The organism is Flavobacterium aeripolare (assembly GCF_013294025.1).
In the GTDB taxonomy this organism is placed as follows: domain Bacteria; phylum Bacteroidota; class Bacteroidia; order Flavobacteriales; family Flavobacteriaceae; genus Flavobacterium.
In genome coordinates this window covers 14,096-38,290 of record NZ_JABSNL010000016.1, presented here as the reverse complement: position 1 = coordinate 38,290, position 24,195 = coordinate 14,096, and the positions used below count along the sequence as shown (strand labels likewise).

Genomic DNA, 24,195 nt, shown 5'->3' with positions numbered 1-24,195 from the left:
ATATAAAACAAAAAACACTTGCAAAAACGTTCTTGCAAGTGTTTGATTAATTATTTTTATCCCAATAATCTGTATCGTTTATTTAGGACTAGACAAACAAATATTTTATTCTGCAGTTACTGCGTCGTCGTTTCCTTCTTCCCACTGCCCTACAACAGATGTAGCTAAAGCGTTACCTAAAACGTTTGTAGCACTTCTAAACATATCACAAAAGTGATCAATAGGTAAGATCAAGGCAATTCCTTCAATTGGAATATCAAACATACCACAAGTTGCAGCTACGACAACTAAACTCGCTCTAGGAACCCCTGCAATACCTTTACTGGTAAGCATTAAAACTAGTAGCATGGTTAATTGCGTACCTATATCTAAATGTACTCCATAAGCTTGAGCTATAAAAATACTCGCAAAAGTCATGTACATCATACTCCCATCAAGATTAAAAGAATAACCTAACGGCAACATGAATGAAACTATTTTATCCTTTACCCCAAAACGTTCTAACTCTTCCGTTAACTTAGGAAAAACGGCTTCACTACTTGTCGTACCAAAAGCAATAATTAACGGACTAACGATACGTTTTAAAAGTACTGTCATTCTACTTTTTAAGAACAAGTAACCTACAGCAATTAGCAGTACCCATAAAGAGGCGATACCAATTAAGAATGATCCAAAGAATTTAAAATATGTAATTGCTAACTCCTGGAAATCACGAACAGCAAATACTCCTGCTATCGCTCCAAAAACTCCAATAGGAGCAAAATTCATTACATAATTCACCATTTTAAGTATGATGTGTGATGTTTTGTCTAAAGCATTTACAACAGGTTTAGCAAAATCTCCAATAGAAGCGGCAGCTAAACCAAAGAAAATTGAGAACACTACAATTTGTAAAATCTCATTTGTAGCCATTGCTTCAAAGATACTTTTAGGTACTATATGTTCGATAAAATTCTCAAAAGAGATGCTTTTTGTTTTCTCAGCAACATCAGAGGCAGATGCCAAATCAACATTTGATAAGTTCAAACCTTCTCCTGGTTCTAATAGATTTACAAAAAACATTCCTAGTAAAAGAGAAAGAAATGAAGCTGTAAAAAACCAACCTAAAGCTTTTCCTCCAATTCGGCCAACAGTACTCACATTTCCTAATTTGGCAATTCCCACTACAAGTGTAGTAAATACTAATGGTGAGATGATCATTTGAACCAAACGAATAAAGACCGTCGCTAATATTTTAATTTTTTCGCTAAAGACTAAGGCTGTTTCAGCTGATATTGTATTGTGTATAACAATTCCTAATATTCCCCCTAGAAGCATGGCAATTAGGATTTGCGTCGTTAAATTAGATAATATTGACGCCTTCTTCTCTTGTGGTGTATGCATTTGGTTTTATAAAATTATTTGAGTTTTGGTGTTTTTGCATTACTTCCAAATGCAATTGGTATTTTAATTTATATATCCTTTGAATAGGTTTTATTGATTAAGTAAAAATCAGCTAAGACCATTGCAGCCATCGCTTCTACGATAGGAACTGCTCTAGGAACTACACAAGGATCATGACGTCCTTTACCAGTCATTTCGGTAATATTTCCTTTGTTATCCAGTGATTCTTGCTTTTGCATTATGGTTGCTACGGGCTTGAACGCTACTCTAAAATAGATATCCATACCGTTGCTTATTCCTCCTTGAATCCCTCCTGAAAGGTTTGTCTTTGTAGTACCGTCAGGATTGTATAAATCATTATGATCACTTCCTTTCATTTTTGCACCGCAAAAACCGCTTCCGTACTCAAATCCTTTAACTGCGTTGATAGACAACATTGCTTTTCCTAGTTCAGCGTGTAGCTTGTCAAAAACCGGTTCGCCTAAACCAATAGGGACATTTTGAATAACACATGTAACAGTACCGCCTACTGTATCTCCTTGCTTGCGAATCTCACGAATGTACTCTTCCATTTTTACAGCTGAAGCTTCATCAGGACAACGCACGGGATTACTTTCAATTTTAGAAAAATCCAAATCTTGATATGGCTTCTCTAAAAATATATCACCTACAGATGAAGTGTAAGCATTAATCTTAATTTCGGGTAAAATTTGCTTGGCAATAGCACCTGCAACTACTCTACTAGCAGTTTCACGGGCAGAACTTCTTCCGCCACCGCGATAATCGCGCGTACCATACTTTTGGTCGTACACATAATCAGCATGACTAGGTCTATAATTATCTTTTATATGAGAATAATCGTCCGATTTTTGGTTGGTATTAGGAATGATAAAACCTATTGGGGTACCTGTCGTTTTTCCTTCAAAAATCCCTGACAAAAACTGCACGTCGTCTGGTTCTTTTCTTTGCGTCACAATTGCAGATTGTCCTGGTTTTCTCCTTGACATTTCTAACTGTATTGCTGCTAAATCTATAGTAATTCCTGACGGACAACCGTCTATGATACCTCCTAAAGCTTCACCATGTGATTCTCCAAAAGTGGTGATTTTAAATAGTGTGCCGTAGCTATTTCCTGCCATTATTTCTAGTTTTGAACAAATATAATATATTAGTTCAAAGTTCAAAAGATTACCTATCTAAGTTTCACTGCATAATCAATAATATTTGGCTTTTAGTTAATAATAAAGTTCAATTAGTAACCTTAACTTTAAATTACCTTCTTTTAAATTTGATTAATTTGTAAAACTCCAAAATACAAACTAGTGAAAAAACGAAAAGTTGAATTAGTTGTACTGTCTGATATCCACTTAGGAACTTATGGTAGTCACGCTGTAGAATTGAACAAATATTTATCCAGTATTAAACCTAAAACTCTTGTTCTAAATGGTGATATTATTGATATCTGGCAATTTAGAAAGTCTTATTTTCCAAGCACGCATTTAAAAGTTATTCAAAAAATAATGAGTCTCGCCTCAAAGGGTACAAAAGTGTATTATATCACTGGAAATCATGATGAAATGCTAAGGAAATTTAGTGACATGAATTTAGGAAATATTTCTTTGCTAGATAAACTCGTGCTTAACCTAGACGGGAAGAAAGCATGGATTTTTCACGGTGATATTTTTGATGCTTCTGTAAATCATGCAAAATGGATTGCAAAACTAGGCGGTAAAGGATACGACTACTTGATATTATTTAATCGTTTCATAAACTGGTTTCTAAAAAAATTAGGTAAAGAGCCCTATTCCTTTTCGAAAAAAATAAAAGCGAGTGTTAAAAAAGCGGTTAAGCACATCTCTGATTTTGAAGAAACAGCCACTGACCTCGCTATTGAACAAAAATACGACTATGTGCTGTGTGGCCACATTCACGAACCCAAAATAGTATTAAAAGAAAATAAAGACGGAAGCACCTTATACTTAAACTCTGGAGATTGGGTGGAAAATTTAACAGCTTTAGAATACAATAATAAGCGATGGAAATTATATCAATATAAAGAGGCCGATTTTCCAGATGATGACAATTTTTTAGAAATTGAGCAGCTAACTTATGAGCATTTAAGCCAATCTAATGTTAACAACTAGAAAGCTTATTAATTATTGATTATCAACAACTTAAAAAACAAATAGAAATACGATGTGATAGTTCCATAACATATGATGGTTTAAGCATAAGGAAATAGCCTTTTTTTTAACTTAGTTTTGTAAAAAAAACAAAGATAATGATGAAGAAACTTATTTTATCAGCTATTATGGTAGTTGGTTTAGCTTTTACAGCTCAGGCACAAGAAATTTCAAAAAATGCACTTGGACTACGTTTAGGTGATAATGATGGATTTGGTGGAGAAGTTACATACCAAAGAGGTTTAGGTGATAATAATCGATTAGAATTAGATTTAGGTTGGAGAAATAGTAACAACTACGATGCTGTTAAACTTGCTGGTTTGTACCAATGGGTATGGAACATCGATGGTGGATTCAACTGGTATGCTGGTGTAGGTGGTGGATTAGCTAACGCTAGTTACGATAAAGGCTTCAACAACGGTAGAGATAAAGATAGCTACACGTATTTATTTGCAGCTGGAGACATAGGAATTGAGTACAACTTTGATATTCCGTTGTTATTGTCATTAGACTTTAGACCAGAAGTTTATTTCACAGATAATATTGATAAAGATTTTGGACCAGATATCGCATTGGGAATCAAATACCAATTCTAATCTTTCGGAATTTAGATATATAGAAAAAGCCACTAGAAATAGTGGCTTTTTTATTGCTTATAATTTTTTAAACTTAGTTAGAAAATTCTTTGATAGCATCCTCGTATATCTTTACATACAAAGGCAAGATGTTTTTAATATCAAATTTTTGAGCTACTGTAAGTGCGTTTCGTTTAAACTCACATAATGTAAGATCATCTTTTAAAATTTTAATAGCATTTTGAGCCATCTCATCTACATTACCTACATCACTTAAGAAACCTGAAACACCTTCAAAGTTCACCTCTGGCAAACCACCTGAATTACTAGAAATAACAGGAACTCCCCATGCCATAGCCTCAAGAGCAGCCAGACCAAAACTTTCCGTTTCTGAAGGCAATAGGAATAAATCAGTGTAGCTTAATATTTTGTCTATTTCGTTACTGTTCCCAAAAAAGATCACCTTGTTAGCGATTCCTAGCTCTTGACACAAAGCTTCGGCAACTTCTTTTTCTGGACCATCCCCTACCATCATCAATTTAGCTGGAATTTCTTTTTGTATTTCGAAAAATATCTTAACAATATCTGGGATGCGTTTTACTTTTCTAAAATTACTAATGTGCGTAATTATACGTTCTGTCCCTTGAGCCATCACAGAGCGATTGCAAGGAATCGATGGATCAGTTGTGTTTTTATCTAATTCAATAAAATTAGGAATTACATGAATGTCTTTTTTAATATTGAATAATTTGTAAGTATCTTCTTTTAAACTTTTTGAAACAGAAGTCACCACATCTGATTTATTGATGCTAAAACTCACTGCTGGTTTGTAGAAAGGATGATTACCTACTAATGTAATATCAGTACCGTGCAAGGTCGTTACCATAGGTATTTTTATCCCCTCGCTTTTAAGCATTTGCTTTGCCATATATCCGGCATAGGCATGTGGAATAGCATAGTGAACGTGTAAAATCTCAATTTTATGTAATTTTACCATGTCAACTAACTTACTTGATAAAGCAAGTTCATAAGGTTGATAGTGAAATAAAGGATATTCTGGAACGTTTACCTCGTGGTAATGCACATTTGGGTTTAAAAGTGCTAAACGTACTGGCTGACTATATGTTATAAAGTGTATCTCGTGCCCTTGGCGTGCTAATTCAAGCCCTAATTCTGTAGCGACAACGCCACTACCACCAAAAGTAGGATAACAAACGATTGCAATTCTCATGTATGATTTTTAAGTGGAACGAAAATAAGGAAAACCAAGCTATTCCCTTTAGATTTTAACATTTATATTTTGCTTTCTAGAATTTCATCCTTTGAATACGTACGGCATTTAGTATTGCGAGTAGAGCGACACCTACATCAGCAAATACAGCTTCCCACATGGTTGCTAAACCAGCTGCACCTAATAACAGTACAGCTGCTTTTACAACAAAGGCCATGCTAATATTTTGCCAAACGATTTTTTTTGTCTGCTTTGCAATAGTTATGGCTGTAGCAATTTTACTTGGTTTATCATCCTGAATGACAACGTCTGCCGTTTCTATCGTAGCATCGCTCCCAAGTCCTCCCATAGCAATACCCACAGTACTCAAGGCAATAACCGGAGCGTCATTGACACCATCACCCACAAAAGCGACTGTTTGTTTTCTAGCTAGAATTTCATTTACTTTTTCGACTTTTCCTTCAGGTAATAATCCTCCATAAGCAGTAACAATACCTAACTTAGTGGCCACGTCTTGAACTACTGTATTTTTATCACCACTCAACATCGTAACTGCAATGCCTAATTTCTTTAACTTTTCAATTGCTAGCGATGCATCCGCTTTAATGACGTCTGCAATGGTAATGTATCCTACAAATTGGGCATCATAAGCAATTGCGATGAGCGTATAAACCAGTGAATCATGAGCAACATTATGCTGTATCCTAAACTTTTCAAGCAACTTAAAATTCCCTACTACTAATTCTTTTTCCTTGACAAAAGCACGTAATCCATGTCCCGGAATCTCCTCTACATTAACCAATTCTACGGTGCTATCTACTGCCCCAACCCAATCATGAATCGCTGTGGCAATAGGGTGCGAGCTTTGACTTTCTAGTGCATTAACCATTTTCAATATTTCATTTTTATCGAAAGCAGTGTCAAATACAACTTCTTGTACTTTAAAAACCCCCTTAGTTAGTGTGCCGGTTTTATCCAAAACTACATTTTGAATAGTAGCCATTAAATCTAGAAAATTACTTCCCTTGAACAGTATACCGTTTTTACTTGCTGCACCAATTCCTCCAAAATAGCCTAATGGAATCGAAATCACCAAGGCACATGGGCAAGAAATTACTAAAAACACTAATGCGCGATACAACCAATCAGAAAAAACATAAGTAGAGACAAAGAGCATAGGTACAAGGCAAATTCCAATGGCAAGTAAAACAACAATAGGGGTGTATATTTTAGCAAATTTTCTAATAAATAGTTCTGTTGGCGCTTTCTTTGAAGTCGCATCCTGAACCATTTCTAAAATTTTAGACAACTTGCTATCTTCATAAGCGGTCGTTACTTTTACAAGCGCAAGGGTATTGCCATTGATCATTCCTGCTAAAACGCTATCGCCTTTCTTTTTGGTATCCGGTACACTTTCACCCGTTAACGCAGCGGTATTAAATGATGCATTATCAGAAACTAGTATCCCGTCCAGACCTAACTTGTCGCCTGCTTTTAATTGAATAATTGCACCTATACTCACGGTAGCAGCTTTGACAGCTTTTGCTACTTGGTTCTCTATGATAGTAACCTCGTCAGGACGCTGATCGAGCAAACATTTAATATCTTTTTTTGCACGTTGTACCGCAATACCTTGGAATATTTCACCCACAGCATAAAACAACATCACGGCAACCCCTTCAGGATATTCCCCTATTGCAAATGCGCCCACTGTTGCAATACTCATCAATAAAAACTCAGAGAAAACATCTCCCTTTTTAGCACTATCAAAGGATTCTTTTAAAACGGGTAAACCAACAGGGATGTAAGCCACAACATACCAAACTATCCTCACATAAGCTTTAAACCAAGTTTGAGGTAGGAAGTTATCAAATACAATTGCTATAGCTAGCATCACAAAACTTAAAATTGCAGGTAGAAAAATACTCCACAAACTTGCGTCACCAAGATCATGATTGTGATCATGACCATCATGCTCATCATGAGAAACGCTATGATTCGTATTCGCTTTATTATTTGAATCCTCATCGTGCCCGCAGCAGGAATGTTGGTTATTTTTTTGTAATATTTTCATTGTAGATCATTTTAAATAAAAGTAAGTAAAAGCAATAAGTACTTGCATTAAAATAATGCTAAAAAGCACTACTATTTAAAAGAAAGTGGCCTTTTAACCACTACTTTATACTTTATCTTCTAAAATAGATTACACTAATAAAACGATTACAGCAGCATTTTTTCTAAGATCTATTTAGATATGATGTTAGATATTTTTCTATTTCTGCGAGCATTTTAAACTACTACAAAATGGAGCCTATTAAGCATTAGAGTAGCTAATGATCTATATTAATTTATAAAAAAGTAGGTATTTATGTTTTACTACTATAGCTCTTATTAGAACCTAGTATTACATAAATCAACTGTACTATTTTAGGGATATTAACTACTAAATGGTGTAATAAAGTTACACTTCAATTGTCGTATTTCATTATTTTACAAACTGTAAAACACATCAGGAAAGTGGTAAATTATAGTGTAGCCTTTCGAAAAAAAATGGTTAAGATAGCTTCGGTAAAATTGTAATACAATGCTCTTTCGAATAAAATAAAAGTAGAGACTTTCGAGAAAAATTTAAGGAGATAGCGCTAGATGCAATAACTAATTTTCAGGAAACTCACCTATACACTTCATTATAGCTAAGTCTCCTCTTGAATAGATAAACTCCATTAATCTTAAATGACAAAGCAGCTATGGCTCATAAATAAGATTTTATTCCTTTAATCTTGAATAGAATCATAAATTATTTGCTGGATATCTTCTCTAATATTTTCTCTCGAAAGTTTATTAGCACCACTATCAGGATACGTTCTGTTAGACAGGAAAATATATACAAGTTCCTTTTCTGGATCTGCCCAAGCCATTGTTCCGGTGAATCCAGTGTGTCCAAAACTAGTCATTGAAGCACAGCCACAAGTAGGACCACTTTCCCCTAATTGCGGTTTATCAAATCCTACTCCTCTTCGATTTCCTTCTTCACAAAAATAACAAGTATTAAAATCATTGAATGTGTTTTCAGAAAAATAGCGATGGCCACCATAACTACCTTTTTGCAGATACATTTGCATGATTTTTGCCACATCCATACTGTTAGAAAACACTCCTGCATGTCCTCCTACTCCTCCCTGCATAGCTGCACCCATATCATGAACATAGCCTTGAATCAATTGATGTCTGTAATAGGTATCAATCTCAGTAGGTGCAATACCCGATTTATTAAATTTACGCAACGGATTATACAACGTATGATTTGCTCCAAGAGGCTTAAAAAATGTTTGCTCACTTAAAACATCTAGAGATTGACCAGTTAATTTTTCAAGATATTCCTTTAGAATAATAAAAGTAAAATCACTGTAGCGGTATTTTTTTTCCGGCATTAATTCACTATCAGCTATAATTTTCATTATGGTCTGTTGGTAATCATTGCGTAAGTATAAATTATCAGCAACTTTAGTTGAGAAACCCGGTTGAGAAGTTGATTTGTAATATTCATCTAATGGCTCCCCTTTGCTACTAATTGTCGCTTTATAAAATGGAATCCAAGCTTTAAGCCTGGCATAATGTGATAACAAATCTTTGAAAGGAATCGTGGCTTTGTCAGTATTTTGAAAAACAGGTAACATTGTCCCTAAAGTAGTAGTCATATCGAGACTTTTGCGATCATACTGCAACATAGCATTAGGTAATGTAGCTAGTATTTTTGTCAGTGATGCAACATCGTATAGCGTTGTATCATTAACCATAGGACTGTTACTATAAGTTAAATTACCAAAAGATTTTTGATAGACAACCTTTCCTTTTCTAGCAATTAAAATTTGCATACCAGGAGCCATCTTGCCAGAGATCGCTTTTTGAGCTAATCCAGTAATTTTATTTAAGACATTTGAGTTCATCCCTACACTTTCAGGGACTGCAAAACCTAACAAATTTAATTTTTCTGTCTCTAGTCCAAAATTAGTTTTGAATTCACTAGATACACTTACTGGCAACTTCCCTTTTGCGCCTATCGCTCCAAAAATTAATTCTGCTGATACTTTTTGTGCAATTGCACTGTTTTGATAAGAGACAATTAGTCCGTTCATTGCAGTAAAATCTTCCACATCTAGAAGCGCATACGGATTGGCAAAAACAGTGACTATCGTATTGTTGTTCTTTGCAATAAAATCTAGTTTTCTAAGTTCATAATTACTCAACTTATAACTTTTCCAAGGAGAATTAGAAGTATGATAACCTACAATTACAGTATTAAATTTACTTAGTTTTTGTTGTAAAGCATCTAAATTATTATCCTCTACTAGGGTGACGTCAGCATATTTCTTTAGCGTATTTACAAAATCAGCATTGTTACTATCACCAATTTTGACATAGGCGATGCGCTTAGTCTCTAAATTTTTAAGCGGTAATATTGCCTCTTTATTTTTTAATACTGTTAAAGCATTTTCAAATAGTTTGTATTGCAAGGCATCACTTTGTGGATTGTTTAAATCGCTTATTAAGTTAGCCGTATCAATAGGTTTTAATTTACTAAAGCCAGCAATATACTTGTATTTCAAAATCTTCTTCACTGAAAAAGCTAGTCGTTTCTCTGAGATTACTTTATTGTTGTACGCATTACGCAGCAAGTTTATAGCTAATGGCACATCTTCAGAAAAAAGCAGAATATCATTTCCTGCTAAAAAAGCGGCAAGATCAATTTCGCCAGGATTTTTATAGTTACTGGCTGCTTTCATATTCAAAGCATCGGTAAATATCAAACCTTTGAACCCTAAATCTTTCTTCAAAATATTTGTGACAACTTCATAGGAAATAGAGGAAGGAAAGTTAGAGCGAGATTCTAAACTTGGAACATTTAAATGTGCTACCATTACAGAGGACAGCCCTTCTTTAATCATCTCACGATACGGGTAAAACTCTACATCTTCTAAGCGTTCCTTAGAAAAATTAACCGTAGGTAATCCTTTATGAGAATCAGTCTCGGTATCACCATGTCCCGGAAAATGCTTAGCCGTAGCATAGATGCCTTGACTTTGAAAGCCTTTCATTAAAGCAACCGCTCTATTTGCAACATTGATCTTATCTTCTCCAAAGGATCTAAAACCAATAATAGGATTATTTGGATTTGTGTTGATATCTACAACAGGTCCAAAATTAAACTGAATTCCCATTCGAGTACTTTCTTTACCCATTTGGTTCCCCAGTTTTTCAATTAGTTTCATATCTTGAACAGCTCCTAGAGTCATGTTCCAAGGATAGGTATAAGTAGAATCGAGGCGCATACTCAATCCCCACTCTGCATCGTTACCAATAAATAAAGGAATCTTAGCACTCGCTTGATAGCTATTTGTCAAATTAGCTTGACGAACAGGTCCACCTTGAAAAAATATTAGTCCACCAATTTTATAATTTGAAATTAAATTTTGAATTTCGTAGGTGTGTGAATTTCCTTTATTCGAATAGGCCGCTACCATAAAAAGCTGTCCCAATTTTTCATCTAAGGACATGCTGTTATAAACACTATCAACCCAAACTTTTCGTTGATTGAAAACATTCACAGGTTCTACAATGCGAACATCATCTAGGGAATTATCAATATTGAATTCATCAACAACAGCTCCCACACGCGCAGGTTTATGTACCGATTTTATAACAGTCTTATCTTTTTTTTGTAGAGCACAAGCGGCCATAAAAAAAAATAAGACATACAGAAATGAGATTCTAATGCCTTTATTTTTCATTATTTAATATATTTTAATTTTAGAAGAAACGACTGTGCCAACTATCCATAGCTGCAACTTCCCAAGATTCATTGAATTCTTGTACGTTGTTGATTAAGTTATTAAAAACAATAGTGTTTTCTGTAACCGCTTTGTCTTTTACCATTTTCTTGAAATCGATTAATGGTTTGTGAGCAATATGTTCCCCTAGCTTAAAAGTAACATTCATTTTATCTAAAAGATCGACAGCATATTTTTTCTCTAAAGCTTGTATGAATTCAACCGAAGCATCAATTGAACAACCAGTAGCAGCTTGAACATCTTGGTTTACCGCAAGAACGATAAATCTATTGTATTTCAATTGGTAAGAAGACTCTAAACTTGTTCCGTGAGCAGCCCAACCTTCAAGAAAAGTTTTTAAATCATTTTCTATTTCAGTGAACTCAGCATCAGAGAATTTTCTATTCGATTGATAAATCCAAACACGAGATTCTTCTGGTAAATCTTCAAATGGTACGTACATGATATATTTTTTATAGGTGCCTTTTTAAGTCACCATATTTAATTGTATTGTAATGTTATAGGTCTTGAGCATTAGCAATAAGCTCAGCAATATCCATTACCTTAACGTCTGCCTCTTTCTCTTTATTCTTAACTCCATCAGTCATCATCGTATTGCAAAACGGACATCCGGCAGCAATAATATCAGGTTTAACTTCAAGAGCATCTTCTGTTCTAAGCACGTTTACTTCCTTGTCTCCTGGCTCAGCATCTTTAAACATTTGTGCTCCACCAGCACCACAGCATAAACCATTTGCTTTAGAACGTTTCATCTCTACTAGCTCTACATCTAATTTTGCAATAAGATCTCTAGGAGCTTCATATATTTTATTAGCACGACCTAAGTAACATGGATCATGAAAAGTAATTCTTTTTCCTTTAAATTGACCACCTTCAATAGTTAAGCGTCCATCATCTAGCAATGATTTCAAAAATTCGGTATGGTGAACTACTTCATATTGCCCACCTAATTCCGGGTATTCATTTTTCAACGTATTGAAACAATGTGGACAAGCAGTTACAATTTTTTTAGCCTCATAAGCATTAAGCACTTCGATATTCATCATGGCTTGCATTTGAAACAAAAACTCATTACCCGCTCTTTTAGCAGGATCTCCTGTGCAACTTTCTTCTGTTCCTAATACGGCAAAAGACACGTTAGAACGATTTAACAAACGTACAAATGCTTTAGTGATTTTCTTAGCTCTATCGTCAAAACTACCTGCACATCCCACCCAGAATAAAACTTCTGGCTGTTTTCCTTGAGCTAGCATTTCTGCCATTGTTGGTACTACTAAATTTTCTGACATTGAATGTATATTTTTAGCTGCATAAAGCAAGCTTAGTTTATAAATTAAATTTTCTTTCGAAAAGTATTAGTTTTCGTCTTTCCAGTTCAAACGATCTTGCTGGTTGTACTGCCACGGCGCACCATTATTTTCTATGTTAGTCATCATTGCATTCAATGGCATAGGGGCAGCACTTTGCTCCATAACAAGGTAGCGACGCATATCCATAATGATTGATAACGGACTAATATTTACCGGACATTCCTCAACACAAGCATTACACGACGTACAGGCCCACAATTCTTCTGGGGTGATATAATCATTTAATAATGTTTTTTCATCTGGAATAAATAACCCTTTGTTTTTATCGATGTTTCTACCCACTTCTTCAAGACGATCGCGGGTGTCCATCATAATTTTTCTAGGTGATAACTTTTTACCTGTTTGATTTGCAGGACATGAAGAAGTACATCTACCGCACTCTGTACAAGTATATGCATTCAACAATTGTACCCAGTTTAAATCCTGAACATCACTAGCACCAAATTTACTTGGAACCTCCCCTTCAGCTGGAGCGGGTGCTGCTGCAAATGGATCAGCATTAGGATCCATCATCATTTTAACCTCTTTAGTAACCGCTGCTAAATTATCAAATTCTCCTTGAGGTTCTAAATTTGCAAAATACGTATTAGGGAAAGCTAATAAAATATGAAGGTGTTTAGAAAAGTACAAATAGTTCATAAATACTAATATCCCAATGATATGCATCCACCAGAAAGTTTCTGTCAAAATCATTACAATCTCGTTTGGCATACCGTTAAACATTGGCTCGATAAACTGACTTATTGGAAAAGATCCTGCTTTTATGAAATGAGAAAATCCACCAGGGACATTTTGTAGATGTAAATCTGTTGCGTTCATTAATAAAAACAAGGTCATCAATACTACTTCAAAATACAAGATGTAATTGGCATCATTTTTAGGATAACCAACCATCTCTTTGTTCATGAAACGCTTTAATCGAATAACATTACGACGCAACCAGAAAATCACAACCGCTACTAGTACTAGAACCGCCAATATTTCAAAAGTGGCTATAAGTACATTGTAAGTAGCACCCAAGAAAGCAAAAATTCTATGCGTTCCAAACAAACCATCAATAATGATTTCTAATAATTCAATGTTGATAATTACAAAACCTAAATAGACAACAATATGTAAAATCCCTGCGACAGGTCTTTTCACCATCTTAGATTGCCCTAATGCAATCATAGCCATGTTTTTCCAACGTGCCTGTGGATTATCTTTACGGTCCACGTCAATACCAAGATTAACGTTGCGGTAAATTTTTCTAATATTATTAAAGAAATATCCAAAACCTATTCCTAAAACTATGGCAAATAATATGTTGTCTAAATAACTCATATATAAAAACTTTTATTTAATTGTATCGTTAGCAGGTACTCCTTTGTATGGTTTGTTCTTTTTTCCGAAGACTGAAACATTAATATATCTTGTAGGATATAAACGTACATCTTGTAACAATAATTCTAACTCTTTTGTAGACTTAGTCAAATTAGTATAAAGTGCATCATCCTTAAGTAATTTCCCCATTGTTCCTTTTCCAGCTTCTAGGTTTTGTACTAGTCCATTAACTTTAGCAAGTGTTGCATTTAAGTTACGTACGGTCTTACCCATATCAGCTTTGTTAAGCGAATCTGAAATATTTGAAAAATCCTTAGAGATTTTATTAAAGTTGGTCACCACGCCTTTCACCTGTGCTTTGTTATCATCAAGCACATTATTCATACTTAAAGAAGCTTTGTGAAACTGTTCCATTGTTAAACTTAACTCAGCCAAACTTTTTCTCAAATCATTTTGCGCTTTCTCGTCGAGTACATTGTTGAAACCACTAATTAATTGATCAGCGTTGCCCATCAACTTATTCAACTTTTCTTGAATTGGCACTAACTTCTCCCCTACGGCATCAGTAAGACCTTGCTTAATATTTCCTGATAAATAACTACCATCTGCTGCCGATGTATTATCAGCTAGATTAGGATTTATCGCAATTTGCTTTCCACCAATTAGACCTGGCTCATAAATAGTAGCAGTACTTGATTGCGAAATAGGAAAATCAGATTTGATTTGCATTTCAACAATTAGCTTTCCTGTTTTTGGGTTTATAGTAATCCCAGTAATACGACCTATAGCAAGTCCGTTTAAAGTAACAGGTGCAGAAGAAGAAAGTCCCTCAACTGAATCATATTGTACATACAATTTCTTGTAGCTACTCAATAAATCACGCCCTTTTAAAAAGCTGTAACCCCAAATAAATAATAGTATAGATGCGATAACCAATATCGCCGTCTTAATCTCTCTTGTTAGTTTCAAAATTTAAAGTATTTTGCACAAATTTAATATAAAATATCCAACTTGTAATTATTTAATTGCTTCTTGGATGCTGATTTTCCTTCCGTTTTTGAACGCGATTAAAAAAGCAGACGAATAACCTTTGGCCTTAGCCTGACTTAATAAAACTTTAGATTGGTTATAATCAGAAGTTTCGCCATACATGTACTTGTATGCTGCACCTGATTTCTCCATTGAAATCGTATTAAGTCCTTTAAAATTTCTTGCTAGTAGTGGTAATTTTTTACTGCTTGCAGCTATTTGTACCTTGAATATAATATCGCCGCTATTCGTTGCTTTTGAAACTGTTCTACTTGCCTCAGCTACTGTAGTTTTTGTAGCAGTACTCTCTGCAGCAGCTCTTGTAGAAGGCCTGTTTTCAAGCGATTCTACCGTACCATTGCCATAGTACTCGCTTTTATAACTTAGGATAGCATCTGTAATTGCTTTTGCAATTTCGTTTTGCCCTGCCTCTGAATCTAATACATTTCCTTCACTATAATTAGATATGAATCCGGTTTCGATCAAAATTCTAGGCATATAAGCCTTATGCAAAACCATAAAGGGTGCTTGTTTTACTCCGCCTCCTCTAATTTTTTTACCTAATTTTTCAAATTCATTTTCCACCTTACTCGCGAGAGAAATACTATTATCTAGATATTCTTCTTGCATTAGCGTCATCCCTATCATCGTCGCTGGTGAATTAGGGTCATAGCCTTCATATTTTCTTTTATAGTCTTTCTCTAATGTAATTACAGAGTTTTCCTTTTTTGCAGCCTCAAGATTAGATGCAATTTTATTCATACCCATTACATAGGTTTCGGTACCACTAGCAGCAGTATTTCTGTTTGCATTACAATGTATAGACACAAAAATGTTAGCATTTGCTCTATTTGCAATATTAGCACGTTCTACTAAGTCGATGAAAACATCCGTTTTTCTAGTATAAGTAACGTCTATTTTTGAATTTGCCTCCAGTAATTTCCCTACTTTTAAAACAATTGCAAGAGCTATGTTTTTTTCTACGTGTCCTCTATATGTAGCACCAAAATCATGTGCTCCATGACCTGCATCGAGCGTAACTTTAAAATTACGCGATTGACTGTAGGTTAATGAAGATAGCGACAAAGCAATAAAAAGAAATGCCTTTAAAGTGATATTATGGGAATAGGGTAATTTCAAAATCTTTTTTTTTTTTACAAACTTACTTATTCTTATGCATTTCATCAACACAAAGTGCACTAGGAACGCACTTTAATTCACAGTTGTTACAAATGCGTCTGGAAAACCAGCACTCTTAGCTTCTTTTTCTAATCTTTGTGCTTCTTCTTCACTGTTTGTCTCCCCATACATATAGCGATACAATTGCGAATCATAAGTATTACTAATACTGTTTAATCCCTTAAAATTTGAAGGAATCATCGCAATATTTTTCTCGCTTGCCATTAATTGCACCTTATATATAGGAGCGCCAGGAACTAATGTTGCTGTTGTTGCAGCAGGAATTTGCCTTGGAGTAATTTTAGGAGCGCTAGACTCTAAACCTGTGGGACCTTCTGTGCCATAAAACTTATTTTTATACTGCACAATCGCACTTGCTATTTGAAAAGCCATTTGGTCTTGACCTTCCTCAGAGTTTAGATACTCTCCCTCTTCTCTATTCGATAAAAACCCTAATTCTATTAAAACACTAGGCATGTAAGCAGCATCAAGTACCCATAATGGCTGTTGTTTAATCCCTCTTGAATTGCGTTGCAAATTATTAGTAAAATTATTTTGTACCTCATTAGCTAGGATGATGCTGTTATTTAAATTTTCTTCCTGCATCATTGTTAAACCAATAAGCGATTCAGGTTTATTAGGGTCAAAACCTTGATAGTTGTCTTTAATATTATCTTCAAGTAAAATAACTGAGTTTTCTTTTTTAGCTACTTCTAGATTTAGATCGGTACGAGAAAGCCCCATAACAAAAGTTTCTGTACCATATGGTTGGTAATTTCTAACTGAATTGCAATGAATAGAGACAAAAAGATTTGCATTGACCTTGTTTGCCACCTTGGGTCTATTAACTAATTCGATAAAGACATCAGTTGTACGGGTATAAATAACTTCAACATCAGCTATTTTATTGAGAAAACCACCAACTTTTAAAGTGGTTTTTAAAGCAATATCTTTTTCTGTAAACCCGTGGTAAGAGTTACCAGGATCTTTCCCTCCATGACCTGCATCTAAAATAATTGTAAACTTCTCACTAGCTTGAGCAAAAGCTGGCGATTGCGTTAAGAATGTGGTAATAAATATCAGAAAAAAACCATAATAGTTGATTTTCATATGCTAAAGTTAATTTTAATGGAACACTAGTACTTAATTTTTTTATTTGATTATTTTTGCCAAAAAATAATCTGTATGTTTGACTGTTCAAAAAACAGGCCATAATTACACAAAAATAGCATTTATCCCTTTGCAGACAAACTTATTTAATATCGTTTTAGTAGCATTCCTCCTATCTATAGGTTCATTTGACGTATGCGCACAAGAAATCCCTAAGAGAAATTCGACTATACCTATTAAAAAGACAACGGTTATACCGCTTGATACTATTAAAAAAGAGGGTATAAATGCAGGGGACACTATAAAAAAGCCAACAATCGTCGTAAAAAAGGATAGTATTAAAGACAAGAAAACTTTTTTAAATTCGAAAGTAAAATACAAGGCTGATAATTATGTCAAGATTGATCAAAAGAAAAAATTGATCACTTTGTATGATAAAGCAGAATTATATTATGAAGATGTCGAGTTAAAATCAGGTGTAATTGTTCTCGATTATGAAAAAAACGAAGTGTATGCTGGAAGAATTAAAGATTCGACTGGAAAATACACACAGTATCCCAACTTTAAACAGGGTGCAAATGAGGTTCAGCCTGACTCAATACGCTTTAATTTTAAAACTCAAAAAGCCTTAATTTATAACTCAAGATCTGATCAAGGAGAATTTAGAATAAAAGCACAGGTAACAAAGAAAGAAAATGACTCGGTTTATTTTCTAAAAGGTGTTCGATTTACAACGTCAAAAGATGTAGATAATCCCGAATATTATTTTCAAACAAATAAAGTAAAATTTATACCCGGAAAAAAAGTAATAACTGGTTTGACTAATATGGTTATAGCAGATGTTCCTACACCTATCGCACTACCCTTTGCGTATTTCCCTATGAGCAAAGAAACTAACGTTTCTGGTATTATCTTACCTAGTTATAATGATTCAAACACTAGAGGTTTTTCATTACAAAACGGAGGATACTACTTTGCACTAACTGACAATTACGACTTAACTTTTTTAGGCGATTACTATACTAATGGAAGTTACGGTTTACGTTTTGAATCTTCTTATGCTAAGCGCTATAATTATCGTGGAAATATCAATTTTAGATACGAAAACCTTATAACAAGTGAGCGTGGTTTTCCAGATTATGCCAAGCAGAAAATTTACAATTTACAATGGTCACATTCTAGAGATACAAAGGCAAATCCTAACTCTACCTTCTCAGCATCTGTGAACTTAGGTAGTAGTAAATATTTCCAGCAGTCCATTAATCAAGCAAACGTAGGTTCTAACTTGAATAATACGCTTAGTTCTTCTGTTTCCTATTCAAAAACATTTAACTCTGTACCACAAGTTAGAATGTCGCTATCAGCAACCCATTCTCAAAACACACAAACAGAGGTTATCAATATGACGCTACCTACATTGCAAGTAAGTGTTGATAGAATTTATCCATTTGTAGGGAAAGACGATGTAAAAAAGGGATTCTTTAAAAACATCAACTTACAATATAACTTAAGTGGTAGAAATAGTATCACGACAACCGATTCTTTGTTTTTTAAACCGCAAATGTTTAGAGATGCGCAAGTGGGCGTACAACACAGCATCCCACTTAGTACTAACTTCAAACTTTTTAAATATTTTAGTGCTTCTACCAGTGTAAATTATGAAGAGGTATGGTATGCCAAAACAATAGAGCGCAGTTTTGACGTTGATCAAGGAACCGTTGTAGACAAAACTGTAAATGGTTTTGATGCTTATAGAACCTATTCTTTTTCCTCAAGTGTAGGTACTACGATATACGGTACTTTTAATTTTGGCGAAGACAAAAAAATCCAGTCAATACGCCACGTCATGCGACCATCTATATCTTATGGCTACACTCCAAGTTTTGAAAAATATTACGACACTTATGATAGCGACGGTACAGGAACTATTAACAAGCAGTATACGCGCTTTGAAGGAGGAATCTTTGGAGCACCGGGATTGACAAATTCTAATGTATTGGGAATTGATTTAAGCAACACCTTTGAGGCTAAAGTACGCGACTCTGACAGTACAAAAACAGAGCCTAAAAAAATCATGCTATTAAACAATTTAAACTTGTCTACTAGCTACAATCTAGATGCCGATGGTGTCACATCATTAGCCTGGTCTCCGGTGCGTGTGAGCGGAGGAACCCAATTATTTAAAGACAAAATGAATGTGAATTTTGGAGCAACCTTAGACCCGTATGCTATTGACAATTCAGGTACTAGAATCAACACTTTTAATATTGATAATGGTGGTAGTTTGTTTCGAATGACTAGTGCTAATATGACCTTGAATTATTCTATATCAAGTCAGCAAAAGGATAAAAACAAAAACAATAAAGACGACCAAACACAGCGTAATGGTGGACGAGAGGATGACTTATTTGGTAGAAACACTGTCAATAATAACAGAACTAGTCAGTTTGACGATGAGGGTGAAGATGCAGGAGAAGATGTAATATCTGAGTTCTTTAATTCTAAGCTTCCTTGGGACATGACATTTGCCTATTCGCTAACCTATGGAAACAACAACAGAGAGCGCGAAATAATAGGTAATTCAATTATGATCTCTGCTAATGCTGATCTTACCCCAAAATGGAAGGCAGGTATCTCTACCGGTTACGATTTTGTACAAAATGGTGTAACCTACACTCAACTTCGATTTGAAAGAGATTTACTTAGTTGGAGAATGGATTTTAACTGGACACCTTTTGGAACAAACGCAAACTGGGGATTCTTTATCGGGATTAAATCAGGCGTATTAAGTGATATCAAGTGGGATAAAAGAAGTACTTCAACAAGATAATAAATGCATTGTTCGCTTTGGCGAAAGCAAAAATAATAGAATAGAAAGTACAACTTAAAAATAAAAATCATGACAAAAAAAATCATATTCACAGATCAAGCGCCGGCACCTATTGGGCCATACAGTCAAGCAATATTAAAAGGAGACACTTTATATACTTCAGGGCAAATTGCTATTGATCCAGCAACTGGCGAACTAGTAACAGGTTCAATCGAAGCTGAAACGAAGCAGGTAATGGAAAATATGAAAGCGGTACTAACAGCTGCAGGGATGACATTTGAGCATGTTGTAAAAACTACAATATTCATCATGGATATGAATGATTTTGCTAAAATAAATACTGTTTATGCTACTTATTTCAACGAAAAAACCGCTCCAGCTCGTGAAACGGTTCAAGTGGCTTGTTTGCCAAAAAATGTAAATGTAGAAATTTCAATGACTGCTATACTATAGCCTTCAATAATAATTGAGCAGTTGCTTCGTTTGTGGCGATAGGCACATTGTGTACATCACACACACGAAGCAACATGTTTATATCTACTTCATGAGCATGACTCGCAAGAGGATCTTTAAAAAACAAAACCATCTTAGTTTTGCCCTCTGCTACTCTAGCAGCAATTTGAGCATCGCCTCCTAGCGGTCCAGACAACATCCTTTTCACCTTAAATCCTGCATTTTCTGCCTTGCTTCCTGTTGTTCCAGTAGCAATTAACTTTATATTTTCTTTTTGCAAAAGCAGCTTGTTTTTATTTAAAAACTGAACCATATCTGCTTTCTTTCCATCGTGTGCTATAATCGCAATTTCCATCATAATTAATCCTTATTAGCTACATGATAAGCGATCAAACCATCAATTGGTCTTCTCAAAACATTACCTAACGTAAGTTCATATTTATCAAATGTTTCTTGTAATTCTTCTTTTAAATAAAAGGCAATAGAACCTACAAAGTGAACTGGAATATCTTTACAATTATCAAACTGCTTAATGTAATTTTTTACAAAAGATTTCATTCCCTTAAAAATGATTTTTTTACAGAATTCGTGGTCTTTATGCTGGATTAAAAACTTAGCAAAAGTAGCCAAATAAGCATTTGGATTTGCTTCCTTATATAACTTACTCTTAATAAAATCAGGCTCTACGTTGTATTCCTTCTCAAACTCAACAGCAAGCTCTTGTGGCATTTTATTGAAATAATATTTTCGAATTAATTCTTTTCCAAAAACATTTCCACTACAGTCATCCATAATTATATATCCTAATGACTGTACTTTTTGATGTAGTTTTGTACCATCAAAATAACTGCAATTAGAGCCCGTTCCTAGTATGGCAACTATAGCTTCCTCCCCTTTAGGTGTTGTTGCATAAGCTGCAGCATACGTATCCTCCTCAACAGAAATTACTGCATTAACAAAATAATTTTGAAAAGCATCTGTCAATGTTCTTTTCATTTTATCAGTACCACAACCAGCACCGTAAAAAAATAGATGTGTCGCATTACTTTTATTTTGCAAAATATCAAAACGATCATTCAAGCGACTAATGATTTCGTCATTTTCTAGAATCTCAGGATTTAATCCTAATGTTTGTGTTGTAAACAACACTTTTCCTTCATCATCTATTGCAATCCAGTCGGCCTTAGTAGAACCACTATCAACTATTAACTTCATTTTTATCGGTTTAAGGTTTGGTTATAATTGTACCAAATTATGTTCTAAAATAAGACATTTCCTGATACATTTTTGAAAAAATTTAAAAAAAAATCCCGTCAAAAAGTAATTTGACGGGATTTTTATATTTATGATTGATTATTTCAATGCAGAGATGTGCACAGCTAAATCAATTAATTTACTTGAATATCCATATTCGTTATCATACCAAGAAATGATTTTGAAAAAAGTAGAGTTTAATCCAATTCCACCATTTGCATCAATGATAGACGTTCTTGAATCTCCTACAAAATCTTGAGATACAACAAGATCTTCAGTAAATCCTAAGATACCTTTCATTGTAGTTTCAGAAGCTTTCTTTAAAGTAGCCATGATCTCTTCGTAAGAAGTTTCTTTAGCAACTTTTACAGTTAAATCTACTGCAGATACATCAGTTGTAGGTACACGGAAAGCCATACCAGTTAATTTTCCATTCAATTCAGGAATAACTTTTCCTACTGCTTTTGCAGCTCCCGTAGAAGAAGGGATAATGTTGCAAGATGCAGCACGACCACCTCTCCAGTCTTTTTTAGACGGTCCGTCAGTAGTCATTTGAGTAGAAGTCGTAGCATGAACAGTGGTCATTAATGCTTCTACAATTCCGAAATTATCGTTGATAACTTTTGCTAAAGGTGCAAGACAGTTAGTAGTACAAGATGCATTAGAAACTACCAAGTCAGAAGCTTTTGCTTCAGTATGGTTTACACCCATTACAAACATAGGAGCATCAGCAGAAGGAGCAGAAATAATTACTTTTTTTGCACCACCTTTGATATGCTCGTTTGCAGTTTCAACAGTTGTGAAAAATCCAGTACATTCAGCAACTACATCAACATCAACTTCATTCCATTTTAAATCTGCTGGATTTCTTTCTGCAGTAATACGGATGTTTTTTCCGTTTACAAAAAGTTGCCCTTCTTTTACTTCAACAGTACCGTTAAATCTACCGTGAACTGAATCATATTTCAATAAGTAAGCTAAGTGGTCTACATCTAATAAATCATTGATTGCAACTACCTCAATATTGTCTCTATTGAAAGATTCTCTAAATACGATTCTTCCAATTCTTCCAAAACCGTTTATTCCTAATTTTACTTTTGACATTTTCTTTAATTTTTGTTTATTTCTAGTTCTAGTTTATTATCTTTTTTTATTCGAAAATTACACTGTGTGTTTTTTCGAAAATATTATGTTGACATGATATCAGACACACGCAATAATTCTCTGTCAATCTCTGACTTCCCTTTTATTGCTTGCTCTAATGGTGTTAAAATCACAGCATCACTTTGTAAACCTACCATGTAATTTGATTTCCCTTCCAGTAAAGACTCTACAGCTTTTACACCTAACCTACTTGCAAGGACTCTATCAAAACATGATGGCGATCCACCTCTTTGCATGTGCCCTAATACAGAAACTCTCACGTCGTACTCTGGTAAATTAGCCTCGACGTAATCTTTTAATTCGAATACATTCTTACCTATTTTATCACCTTCTGCAATTACTACGATACTTGAAGATTTTCCAGACGCTTTACTTTTTTTCAAAGAATCCAGTAAACGTTCTAATCCCAAGTCTTCCTCAGGAATTAGTATTTCCTCAGCTCCTGCCCCAATACCTGCATTAAGTGCAATATGACCAGCATCTCTACCCATCACCTCTACAAAAAACAATCGGTTATGCGAACTTGCAGTATCTCTAATTTTATCGATTACTTCTACTACCGTATTTAAAGCAGTATCATAACCAAGTGTGTGACTAGTACCAAAAATATCATTATCAATAGTTCCTGGTATTCCCATGATCGGAAAGTCAAACTCAGTATTAAAAATTAATCCACCAGTAAAGGTTCCATCTCCACCTACAACCACTAAAGCATCAATTCCTGCTTTTACAAGATTGTCATGAGCTTTCTTTCTACCTTCTGGAGTTTTGAACTCTAAAGAACGAGCCGATTTTAAAATCGTCCCTCCTTTATTTACTATATTATTTACTGATCGAGGTCCCATTTCTTTAAAATCTCCCTCAATCATTCCTTGATAACCTCTATAAATTCCGATGCATTCAATGTTATGATATGCACAAGTACGAACCACAGCTCTAATGGCAGCATTCATCCCTGGAGAATCTCCCCCTGATGTTAACACTCCTACTTTTCTTATTTTTTCTGGCATTGTAATACTATTTGAATGTAAAATTAACAAACATAACGACGTAAAAACGTTATGCAAATGATAATTTTAATAGCGCAACTAAATTCAAACGTTTTCGTTAATAAGTTTTCGAAAAATCAAAAAATATCCAATATTTTTTAACAATAATTAAATTTTAGAATTAATCTTTAAAGATTAAACAGAAATTAGCAAATAGTGACACTTTTTATGAAGGTTATTAACACTTTAAATAATAGCAAACTAATTTTTTGT

The 24,195-nt window shown here is 34.5% G+C and carries 19 protein-coding genes; 4 read left to right on the top strand and 15 right to left on the bottom strand.

All coding sequences use genetic code 11. From position 1 onward, the window contains the following. Positions 1–105: 105 nt before the first annotated feature. Together HNQ00_RS15605 and aroC are read right to left on the bottom strand one after the other, a co-directional pair. Positions 106–1,383, bottom strand: coding sequence for a dicarboxylate/amino acid:cation symporter (locus HNQ00_RS15605; protein ID WP_173839432.1), 1,278 nt, complete (start codon positions 1,381–1,383; stop codon positions 106–108). Positions 1,384–1,451: 68 nt separating this feature from the next. Next, on the bottom strand, positions 1,452–2,522 hold the full coding sequence (gene aroC / locus HNQ00_RS15600) for a chorismate synthase (RefSeq protein ID WP_173839431.1): 1,071 nt from the start codon (positions 2,520–2,522) through the stop codon (positions 1,452–1,454). Between the two features lie 183 nt (positions 2,523–2,705). On the opposite strand from aroC, the gene HNQ00_RS15595 reads away from it, so the two are divergent. Together HNQ00_RS15595 and HNQ00_RS15590 are read left to right on the top strand one after the other, a co-directional pair. Beyond that, on the top strand, positions 2,706–3,527 hold the full coding sequence (locus tag HNQ00_RS15595; RefSeq protein ID WP_173839430.1) for a UDP-2,3-diacylglucosamine diphosphatase: 822 nt from the start codon (positions 2,706–2,708) through the stop codon (positions 3,525–3,527). Between the two features lie 140 nt (positions 3,528–3,667). Then, the gene (locus tag HNQ00_RS15590) at positions 3,668–4,162 is read left to right on the top strand and encodes a hypothetical protein (RefSeq protein WP_173839434.1); all 495 of its coding nucleotides are present in this window, start codon (positions 3,668–3,670) and stop codon (positions 4,160–4,162) included. A gap of 73 nt (positions 4,163–4,235) precedes the next feature. Here HNQ00_RS15590 and bshA read toward each other — a convergent pair whose 3' ends face one another. The 9 genes from bshA to HNQ00_RS15545 form a co-directional block, all read right to left on the bottom strand. Then, complete coding sequence (gene bshA / locus HNQ00_RS15585) at positions 4,236–5,372, bottom strand: N-acetyl-alpha-D-glucosaminyl L-malate synthase BshA (RefSeq protein WP_173839429.1); 1,137 nt, start codon at positions 5,370–5,372, stop codon at positions 4,236–4,238. 76 nt (positions 5,373–5,448) lie between these two features. After that, on the bottom strand, positions 5,449–7,446 hold the full coding sequence (locus tag HNQ00_RS15580; protein ID WP_173839428.1) for a heavy metal translocating P-type ATPase: 1,998 nt from the start codon (positions 7,444–7,446) through the stop codon (positions 5,449–5,451). A gap of 700 nt (positions 7,447–8,146) precedes the next feature. Next, positions 8,147–11,161, bottom strand: coding sequence for a glycoside hydrolase family 3 N-terminal domain-containing protein (locus HNQ00_RS15575; protein ID WP_173839427.1), 3,015 nt, complete (start codon positions 11,159–11,161; stop codon positions 8,147–8,149). Positions 11,162–11,180: 19 nt separating this feature from the next. Further along, complete coding sequence (locus HNQ00_RS15570) at positions 11,181–11,663, bottom strand: ABC transporter ATPase (RefSeq protein ID WP_173839426.1); 483 nt, start codon at positions 11,661–11,663, stop codon at positions 11,181–11,183. A gap of 55 nt (positions 11,664–11,718) precedes the next feature. Then, on the bottom strand, positions 11,719–12,510 hold the full coding sequence (locus HNQ00_RS15565) for a (Fe-S)-binding protein (protein ID WP_026707314.1): 792 nt from the start codon (positions 12,508–12,510) through the stop codon (positions 11,719–11,721). A gap of 66 nt (positions 12,511–12,576) precedes the next feature. Then, positions 12,577–13,914 (bottom strand): 4Fe-4S dicluster domain-containing protein, encoded by a 1,338-nt coding sequence (locus HNQ00_RS15560; protein ID WP_173839425.1) that lies wholly within the window; start codon positions 13,912–13,914, stop codon positions 12,577–12,579. Positions 13,915–13,926: 12 nt separating this feature from the next. Next, the gene (locus tag HNQ00_RS15555; RefSeq protein ID WP_173839424.1) at positions 13,927–14,883 is read right to left on the bottom strand and encodes an MlaD family protein; all 957 of its coding nucleotides are present in this window, start codon (positions 14,881–14,883) and stop codon (positions 13,927–13,929) included. 48 nt (positions 14,884–14,931) lie between these two features. Beyond that, positions 14,932–16,083 (bottom strand): N-acetylmuramoyl-L-alanine amidase family protein, encoded by a 1,152-nt coding sequence (locus HNQ00_RS15550; protein WP_254598552.1) that lies wholly within the window; start codon positions 16,081–16,083, stop codon positions 14,932–14,934. A 72-nt stretch (positions 16,084–16,155) separates the two neighbouring features. Further along, complete coding sequence (locus HNQ00_RS15545) at positions 16,156–17,232, bottom strand: N-acetylmuramoyl-L-alanine amidase (RefSeq protein ID WP_173839422.1); 1,077 nt, start codon at positions 17,230–17,232, stop codon at positions 16,156–16,158. A 79-nt stretch (positions 17,233–17,311) separates the two neighbouring features. On the opposite strand from HNQ00_RS15545, the gene HNQ00_RS15540 reads away from it, so the two are divergent. Together HNQ00_RS15540 and HNQ00_RS15535 are read left to right on the top strand one after the other, a co-directional pair. Beyond that, complete coding sequence (locus tag HNQ00_RS15540) at positions 17,312–20,062, top strand: putative LPS assembly protein LptD (protein WP_173839421.1); 2,751 nt, start codon at positions 17,312–17,314, stop codon at positions 20,060–20,062. Positions 20,063–20,131: 69 nt separating this feature from the next. Then, complete coding sequence (locus HNQ00_RS15535; RefSeq protein ID WP_173839420.1) at positions 20,132–20,515, top strand: RidA family protein; 384 nt, start codon at positions 20,132–20,134, stop codon at positions 20,513–20,515. Here HNQ00_RS15535 and HNQ00_RS15530 read toward each other — a convergent pair. The 4 genes from HNQ00_RS15530 to pfkA all read right to left on the bottom strand — a co-directional run bounded on the left by HNQ00_RS15530 (position 20,505) and on the right by pfkA (position 23,943). Then, positions 20,505–20,870: a methylglyoxal synthase gene (locus HNQ00_RS15530; protein WP_026707320.1), complete on the bottom strand. Its 366-nt coding sequence runs from the start codon at positions 20,868–20,870 to the stop codon at positions 20,505–20,507. The genes HNQ00_RS15535 and HNQ00_RS15530 overlap by 11 nt on opposite strands. A gap of 5 nt (positions 20,871–20,875) precedes the next feature. After that, positions 20,876–21,730 (bottom strand): N-acetylglucosamine kinase, encoded by an 855-nt coding sequence (locus HNQ00_RS15525; RefSeq protein ID WP_173839419.1) that lies wholly within the window; start codon positions 21,728–21,730, stop codon positions 20,876–20,878. A 138-nt stretch (positions 21,731–21,868) separates the two neighbouring features. Beyond that, on the bottom strand, positions 21,869–22,873 hold the full coding sequence (gene gap / locus HNQ00_RS15520) for a type I glyceraldehyde-3-phosphate dehydrogenase (protein ID WP_173839418.1): 1,005 nt from the start codon (positions 22,871–22,873) through the stop codon (positions 21,869–21,871). A gap of 83 nt (positions 22,874–22,956) precedes the next feature. Further along, a complete protein-coding gene (gene pfkA, locus HNQ00_RS15515) occupies positions 22,957–23,943 on the bottom strand; it encodes a 6-phosphofructokinase (protein ID WP_173839417.1) in 987 nt (328 codons plus the stop codon). Between the last annotated feature and the right edge of the window lie 252 nt (positions 23,944–24,195).

Coding starts and splice junctions, on each gene's coding strand:
- HNQ00_RS15605 (WP_173839432.1), bottom strand. CDS start 1,383: ATGCATACACCACAAGAGAAGAAGGCGTCAATATTATCTAATTTAACG.
- aroC (WP_173839431.1), bottom strand. CDS start 2,522: ATGGCAGGAAATAGCTACGGCACACTATTTAAAATCACCACTTTTGGA.
- HNQ00_RS15590 (WP_173839434.1), top strand. CDS start 3,668: ATGAAGAAACTTATTTTATCAGCTATTATGGTAGTTGGTTTAGCTTTT.
- bshA (WP_173839429.1), bottom strand. CDS start 5,372: ATGAGAATTGCAATCGTTTGTTATCCTACTTTTGGTGGTAGTGGCGTT.
- HNQ00_RS15580 (WP_173839428.1), bottom strand. CDS start 7,446: ATGAAAATATTACAAAAAAATAACCAACATTCCTGCTGCGGGCACGAT.
- HNQ00_RS15575 (WP_173839427.1), bottom strand. CDS start 11,161: ATGAAAAATAAAGGCATTAGAATCTCATTTCTGTATGTCTTATTTTTT.
- HNQ00_RS15570 (WP_173839426.1), bottom strand. CDS start 11,663: ATGTACGTACCATTTGAAGATTTACCAGAAGAATCTCGTGTTTGGATT.
- HNQ00_RS15565 (WP_026707314.1), bottom strand. CDS start 12,510: ATGTCAGAAAATTTAGTAGTACCAACAATGGCAGAAATGCTAGCTCAA.
- HNQ00_RS15560 (WP_173839425.1), bottom strand. CDS start 13,914: ATGAGTTATTTAGACAACATATTATTTGCCATAGTTTTAGGAATAGGT.
- HNQ00_RS15545 (WP_173839422.1), bottom strand. CDS start 17,232: ATGAAAATCAACTATTATGGTTTTTTTCTGATATTTATTACCACATTC.
- HNQ00_RS15535 (WP_173839420.1), top strand. CDS start 20,132: ATGACAAAAAAAATCATATTCACAGATCAAGCGCCGGCACCTATTGGG.
- HNQ00_RS15530 (WP_026707320.1), bottom strand. CDS start 20,870: ATGGAAATTGCGATTATAGCACACGATGGAAAGAAAGCAGATATGGTT.
- HNQ00_RS15525 (WP_173839419.1), bottom strand. CDS start 21,730: ATGAAGTTAATAGTTGATAGTGGTTCTACTAAGGCCGACTGGATTGCA.
- gap (WP_173839418.1), bottom strand. CDS start 22,873: ATGTCAAAAGTAAAATTAGGAATAAACGGTTTTGGAAGAATTGGAAGA.
- pfkA (WP_173839417.1), bottom strand. CDS start 23,943: ATGCCAGAAAAAATAAGAAAAGTAGGAGTGTTAACATCAGGGGGAGAT.